Origin of the sequence: Aquabacterium sp., assembly GCF_004297345.1 — a bacterium.
Lineage (GTDB): Bacteria > Pseudomonadota > Gammaproteobacteria > Burkholderiales > Burkholderiaceae_C > Aquabacterium.
In genome coordinates, this window is the sequence record NZ_SCTN01000426.1 from 1 (window position 1) to 6,372 (window position 6,372).

Sequence of the window (6,372 nt, forward strand, 5' to 3'; positions counted from 1 at the left end):
CTCTGACCAGCGGCACGTGAGACAGCACGACGTGGGCCGGCATCTTTTTGCTCACGGTGTCGTACCAGCCTTGCTCGTGTTCGACGCTGTGTACGGTTTTGACGTGCCTTGCCCACCAAAGTGTGCTGTTGCCCGATCCGAACTCGAAGACCCGCAAGTCTGGCCGGAGCCCGTCTTGCAGCACGTCGATGGCCGGATAGGCAATCCAGGGGATGGGGTGGCCGTCACGGTCCACGCATGCATTGACCTTGGCGCTTTTCTTCCAGCCATAGGCCGTGATGGCATCCTTGTAGAGCGCGTAGAGCTGGTCATAGCCGAAGAGCTTGAGCAGGGATGTCCGTAGATTCATGCTTTGAGTGTTGATGGTGTTGCCGCAGGCGAAATTATTGCCGCAAGATACCCTTGCGTCATTTTGGTGTTCAATTTTTGCTTAATTGAGTTGCCTGAGCGGGGTAGACCGTTGATTGAGATGGAGGACCGTAGCCCCTGACGCCAACTGAGGCAGCCCAGCGCTTTGCAGGGCCTTGTTCGCATGATCCAACACTTGCGGACTCAGTGGGGTTTGATCACGTCGATCGTGTACGACTTGCTTGCTGGTCTGCCAGGCTTGTTTCGCCTCGGAGCTGAAGGAGGACGCCGTGATGACCGAGTTGGAGCCATCTTCCTTGATGTAGTAGTCACCCACCACTTCCGAGATCTGGCTGAAGTCTGATTTGTACTGGCTACAGATCTTTATCAAGAAGTCATAGTCTTCGTATTTGTTCAGGGTTTTGTCGAAGCGCAGCAGCCCTTCAGGGACGCCTTGGCGATCTACGACGTAGCTGTGGATGGGGCAACAGTTGTCGTGCAGCAAGTCGAACAGATTGCGCGTGCCCCAAGCCCGGCTATGGCTTCGCACGATGGTGGTGTCCCCCACGATGGCTGCTCTCTTGATGTAAATGTCACCAAAAGCGATGTGGCTGCCGCTCGATCTGCAAGCCTGGATCAGGTTGTCGTATGCGGTCGGGTAAATGCAGTCGTCGTAGTCCAGGAATGCAAGGTAGCGGCCATTTGCTGCTTCAATCCCAGTGTTGAGTAGCGTGGAGCGGTGGTCGATGCCTTTTGGGAGGTCTGGATTGAGGATCTTGATCCTTAATCCCAGACTGCGATGAAGCAGATCCGCATGTCGCTCAACTTTGGCCAACTCCGATGTTGGGAATGACTGGCATACGACGATGGCTTCGATGTGCGGCCAGGTGCTGCAGGCGATAGAGAACAGGCAGCGCCGCAACTCAGCGAACTTGCCAAAGTCATGGTGGCGGATGATCACTGAAACGGTGTGACCATCATCAGAGTCATGCCTGACGGGTTTTGGCGGCGCACACACGAGTGCTGTAGGGCACGAAATAAGTGCCAGGCCTTCGGCTTGAGCTTTGCGAGATAAAGCCATATCCAAAGCTGCAGGAGACTCCGTGGTCGAACTGGCTTGATCGAGTAGATCAAAACCCGCTGATGGCACTAGCAGGCATTCGGATGAGATCCAGGGGGTTGTCAAGCTGTTCGGATCAAAGGATTTGGCTGCTTCGTGCGGGAAATGCAGTGCGTCAACCAATGCATTGTGTTGGGCTGCCTCCGACACGCGCAGCAAGTGAGCGAATGCGTGGGGCTCAACGATGCAACCGTGATTTACCCACAGCAGGTGCGATGCACCTTGAGCCTTGGCCGCATGCAGTGCGGCGAGTAGAGGGGGCGCGTCTTTTGGTAGGGGCAGCGTTTGGATGATCCGCCCGCATTGGTCGGCCGGCGGCGTTCCCACAACGGCAAGCGTGACCGCGATGCCTGTGGGGAGCTCGTCTATGGCCCCCAGTAGGGCGCGCCACGCGTGGAGGGGCTGTGCACTCGCGCTGTCCGATGTGGTTGGACCAGAACTGGTCGCGATGAGCAAATCGCGCACATTGATATTCTGAACGTGTGCGCCCAAGGCTGTCGATAGCGATGCAGGGTCAATGGGCTGGAGTTGTTGCCCGGACTGCTTGAGGCGACGCTTTTCAAGGCGCCGTCGATTCCATCGTTTGAGCAGGTCTTTGAACATCAAATATCGAGCCTAGAAGGCCTTTTTGAATGCCAGGCGCGCAGCCAAGCGCAGTTCCGACAGGGTTGTTTTCTTGAGTGTGCGTCGCTTTGACAGCGCTTTGCCTGCAATCGATAGCAAACCGGCTCGTGTGGCTGCCTTGATTAGTTTGCGCCCTTCCGTGCTGATGAACATCTCTGCGGGCGCCTGCTCAACAAAGGCCTCCAACTCGTTGGCAGGCAATACCTGAACGAAATTGGACAAGCCATGAAAACCGAAGCTGCGCGGCGCTCCGCGCTCACGCTCAAAGGCGAACTGATGGGCCATGGCCTCATCGGCGAAGCGGATGCCCCAGCGCTGTTCCAGCAGCGTGCGGTAGGTTCTGGCAATGCAGGTGTCTTCCGGGTGATGCGGCACGATTTCATCGTGCGCCAGGGCGTCCAGCAGTTTGCGTGATCGCAGCGAGAACCCGCCGTTGCCGACCCGGTGCGCATCGTTGTACTGAGGCCAGACAGCGCCGATGTAGTCCACGCTGAGGAAGTCATCGCGCCACATGCCGGGATCAACCACATAGCCATCCCATTGCACGATCAGCATGTGGGATGTGTGGAGATAGGGCCCCATCTCCTTGAGCAGGAAGTGCGAATAGGCCTCGATGGACCGGATCGTATCGACCTCGATCACCTTGATGCCCGGCGGCACATCTTGCAGGCCATGCTGTGGGCGCGTGAAGAGCAGGGCGTCACCAAACTGGGCGCGCGACATGCAGATCTTCATGGCGTCCAGCGCCATCTGGGGCAGACGGGTGTCTACGCAGCACAGGGTAATTTGCGGCAAGTTCAGCATGTTGATCCGTCCTTTCGTGCCGCGTCTGGTGCGTACAGCGCCATGTATTGTTGCGCCGCGCGCGCCCAGGTATAGCGCTGCGCTTGTTGGCGAACCAACTCGGCCGTGCCAGGGTTTTGTTGATGCTGCGCCAGCCACGATTCGGTGATTTGCCGCATGCCTTTCGGCTCGAAGTCGTCCCAATAGGCGGCGCCTTCTCCACAGATCTCGGGCAGGCAGGTGCGCCGCGCAACGACCACGGGTTTGCCAAAGAACATGGCCTCGATCGGTGGGAGGCCGAAGCCTTCCATCAAGGAGGGAAAGAGAAAGGCATCGCAGTGTGCGTAAAGCCAGGTCTTTTGCGATTCGTTCACATCGGTGAAGAAGCGAACGTTGTTCAACCCCAGCGCCTTGGCGCGAGCTTGATGGGCCTGCACTTCCGGGCTATCGGGGCCCACAAGTGCCAGCTGGCGCTCGGGCCAGATGGCGGCCATGTTGATCAGCGCTTCCACATTCTTGGAGGGTGACATGCGGCTGATGTGCAGCAAGAAGGCTTGGCCGTTCAGTGCCTCTACCGGTGTCTGGGGGGCGGTGGACAGGTCTGCTGCGCCGTTGTGAATCACGGTGGCTTCAGGCGCCCAGGGCAGATGTTGGCGCAGGTCATTGGCAGCGTACTGGCTGATCGCCACCAGCTGATGGGCGCGGCGCAGATGCCGGGTCAGGCGCATGTTCTGCCACCACAGGCTCAAGCCCTTCTTAGCGTAGACATGATTGAGATCGTGCACCGTGATGACATTGCGCCGGCTGTTGACGGGCGGGCGGTAGCGCATGTGCTGATGCAGCCCGTGCCAGACATCCAGATCCACAGGAAAGCGATGGCGCAGGCGCATGCCGTCATGCAGATCGTGATACTGAACCTCGCTGCCGAACATGCCGTGCCATTGGCTGGGCATGATGAAGTGGAACTGCCAGTTGCGTTCGGCCTTGAGCGTGCTGGCTTGCTGCGAGAACTGCAAGGCCAGTTGCCGAGAAAACTCGGCCAGCCCTTCGTTGAAGTGCTTGATGTGCCCGAATTGCAGGGCGATGTGGCGTGTTCCGCTGCTCATGGTTGCGGCGCCTTGTCGATGGCCTGCAGCACGTCCTGCAGCGTTGGCCATCCTTGATCAGGCCGCAGCACGGTGACCTTGTCGCCTTGAACCCACCACATGGGGGCGGCGTCCGGGCCCAGCACACTGACAACGCAGCCACCTGCGCCAGACGCCAGATGGCCAGGGCCGGTGTCGTTTGATACGGTGCAGCGGGCGTGCTGGCTCAGCGCGGCATAGGTGCCCAGATCGACCTTGTTCAGGATCGTGGCGCCAGGGTAGTCGGCTTGGGCTTGATCTTCTTCGCCTGGGCCGGGACAGAGCACCACGGTCTGGCCTTGATCTGCCAGTTGCCGAGCCAGTTCAGGAAACTCGGGCCAGAGCTTCTTGCCGGTGGTATCGGCTGCGCCAGAAAACGGGCACAGGATGATGAAGCCGTCTTGCAGACCATGCGCCTGCATCAATTGCGTGGCCTGGCTCTGGTGTGTGGCGGATGGCTTCAAACCGAGTTGCCGTGGTCGAGCTTGCGTGACGCCAGCGAAGTGACTGCCGATGCGCCAGTAGTTGTCGGCCGCGTGCAGGCCTGCCTGATACGGCACGCCGTGGCCAAGCAAGAGTCTGCGGCCTTCTTTCTGATAGCCGATAGGCTTGAGCCCGCCCAGTCTGGCTTCCAGTGCGCTGGAGAACGAACTGGTAAAGAGCACCATGTTGGGTCTGCGCGTGAAGCCAGGGTGGCTTTGGACCAGCTGTTGGCGAAGGGCCTTGAGCTGCGCGATGGCGTCAGCGCGTTTGGCTGGGCGCACATGCACCGGCCAGCCGTGCCCTTCAAACAAATTGATGGCCCAGCGTTTGCCGATCAAGTGCAGCTCGTAGCCTTGTTCTGCCAACATGGTGAGCGTGGGCACGGAGAGCACGGCTTCGCCGACCCAGTTGCACAGCCTGATGATCAGAGGGCCTTTGCTGGCAGTCATGCGTCCACTTTCTGCAGGACGTCAGCTATTGATGGCCACTGCTTGTTCGGCCCTTGCGCAATGATGTTTTGCGGGCCCCATGGTCGCCATTGTTCCGGCTTGGTCGGGCCGAGTGTGCTCAGCACGGTGGTGCCCACGGCTGCCGCCATGTGCGCCGGTCCGGTGTCATTGGAGATCACCAGTGCCGCACGTTTGAGCAGGCCCAGGTACACATCCAGTGCGACGCCTGGCAGGCATATCGCGTCGGGATGCTGACGAGCCACGTCTTCCTCTCCAGGGCCGGGGCAGGTGACGATCTGCCGATCCTGCCGCGCGGCCAGTTGGCGCGTGAATGCAGCGAACTCGGGCCAGCGTTTGTCCTTGCCGTCTACATCGCCAGCGGCATAAGGCACGATGCAGGTGAAGCCGGGCTGGATGCCATGCGCAGCCAGCAGCGCATCGGCCTTGCTTTGTGCTTGTGGATCAATATGCAGATCGATGCGATCTGGTGCTGAAGCCTCAGTGGCTGTCAGGCGGCAGGCCAGTTCCCAGAAGCCTTCAAGCGCATGATGAGGTGGGCTGGGCATGCGTGCGTTCCAGGCCTCGCTCAGCAACAGGCTGCGCCCATCTCGTGCCAGGCCGGCAGGCTTGAGTCCGGCCATACGGGCTTCAAATGCGCTGGAGAACGAGTTGGGCATGACCAGCGTGTTGACGCGCTGGTTGAAGCTGGGATCCTGCTTCAGGCAATGTTGCTTGAGTGCGCGCAATTGAGCGATGCGCTCGCCCAGTTTGCCTGCTCGGGTGGTGATGTGCCAGCCATGGCCGCCCAACAAGGCTTTGGACCAGCCTTTGCCATACAGGTGCAAGTCATGGCCATGGTCCTGGAGCAGCTGCAGCGCTGGCAAACCCAGCGCCACATCGCCGACCATATTGCACAGCCGAACGATCAACGGGCGACGCTGAGATGGTGTGGGCTTGGACATCTTGCGAATTCTGCCAGCGAGCAGGCAATAAAAAACCCCGCAAAGCGAGCTGTGCGGGGTTCTTGAATTTTGGTGGCCTGGGGCGGAATCGAACCACCGACACGCGGATTTTCAATCTCGCACAAAGATCAATGAAATCAACGCCTTGGCCAGGAACAGCGAGGCGGGATTGTCGCAGATTACGCGGTCATTTCAGAGGCGCATGCCTCAGGAAGTTGCGTTTTTGTAGAGCAGGGCGCGCACCCTAGAATCGCGGAGTACCCCAGCAAGCAATCCTATGAGCGATACAACACCCCCAACACCAGTTGATGACAGCAGCGTTTTAAGCGGAGCATTGCCGGTGGTGGCTACGTTTCAACCTGAGCCGATGCAGGCTCCGTTTGGACAAGCGCCGGAGTCGTTGCTGGGTAAGCGATTGGCGCTTGCTCGGGCTCATTACGGGCTCAACATTGAGGCCCTGTCGAGGTTGACAAAGCTTT

7 protein-coding genes are annotated in these 6,372 nt (G+C 59.4%); 1 reads left to right on the top strand and 6 read right to left on the bottom strand.

Features of this window, described 5'->3' with window-relative positions; all coding sequences use genetic code 11:
• The 6 genes from EPO09_RS16415 to EPO09_RS16440 all read right to left on the bottom strand — a co-directional run.
• Positions 1-349: hypothetical protein (locus EPO09_RS16415; protein ID WP_290644537.1), on the bottom strand; the 349-nt coding region annotated here is incomplete at its 3' end.
• 81 nt (positions 350-430) lie between these two features.
• Entirely contained in the window at positions 431-2,071 is a 1,641-nt protein-coding gene (locus EPO09_RS16420) for a glycosyltransferase family A protein (protein ID WP_290644539.1), read from the bottom strand.
• A 12-nt stretch (positions 2,072-2,083) separates the two neighbouring features.
• Positions 2,084-2,896: a DUF5672 family protein gene (locus EPO09_RS16425; RefSeq protein WP_290644541.1), complete on the bottom strand. Its 813-nt coding sequence runs from the start codon at positions 2,894-2,896 to the stop codon at positions 2,084-2,086.
• Positions 2,890-3,981, bottom strand: coding sequence for a glycosyltransferase family 1 protein (locus tag EPO09_RS16430; RefSeq protein WP_290644543.1), 1,092 nt, complete (start codon positions 3,979-3,981; stop codon positions 2,890-2,892). The genes EPO09_RS16425 and EPO09_RS16430 overlap by 7 nt, the downstream gene beginning before the upstream one ends.
• Positions 3,978-4,931 (bottom strand): glycosyltransferase family 9 protein, encoded by a 954-nt coding sequence (locus EPO09_RS16435; protein ID WP_290644545.1) that lies wholly within the window; start codon positions 4,929-4,931, stop codon positions 3,978-3,980. Before EPO09_RS16435 ends, EPO09_RS16430 begins: the two co-directional genes overlap by 4 nt.
• Positions 4,928-5,893 (bottom strand): glycosyltransferase family 9 protein, encoded by a 966-nt coding sequence (locus EPO09_RS16440; protein ID WP_290644547.1) that lies wholly within the window; start codon positions 5,891-5,893, stop codon positions 4,928-4,930. Before EPO09_RS16440 ends, EPO09_RS16435 begins: the two co-directional genes overlap by 4 nt.
• A 277-nt stretch (positions 5,894-6,170) precedes the next feature.
• Here EPO09_RS16440 and EPO09_RS16445 point away from each other — a divergent pair.
• Positions 6,171-6,372 (top strand): hypothetical protein (locus tag EPO09_RS16445; RefSeq protein WP_290644549.1); only part of this gene is annotated, 202 nt, incomplete at its 3' end.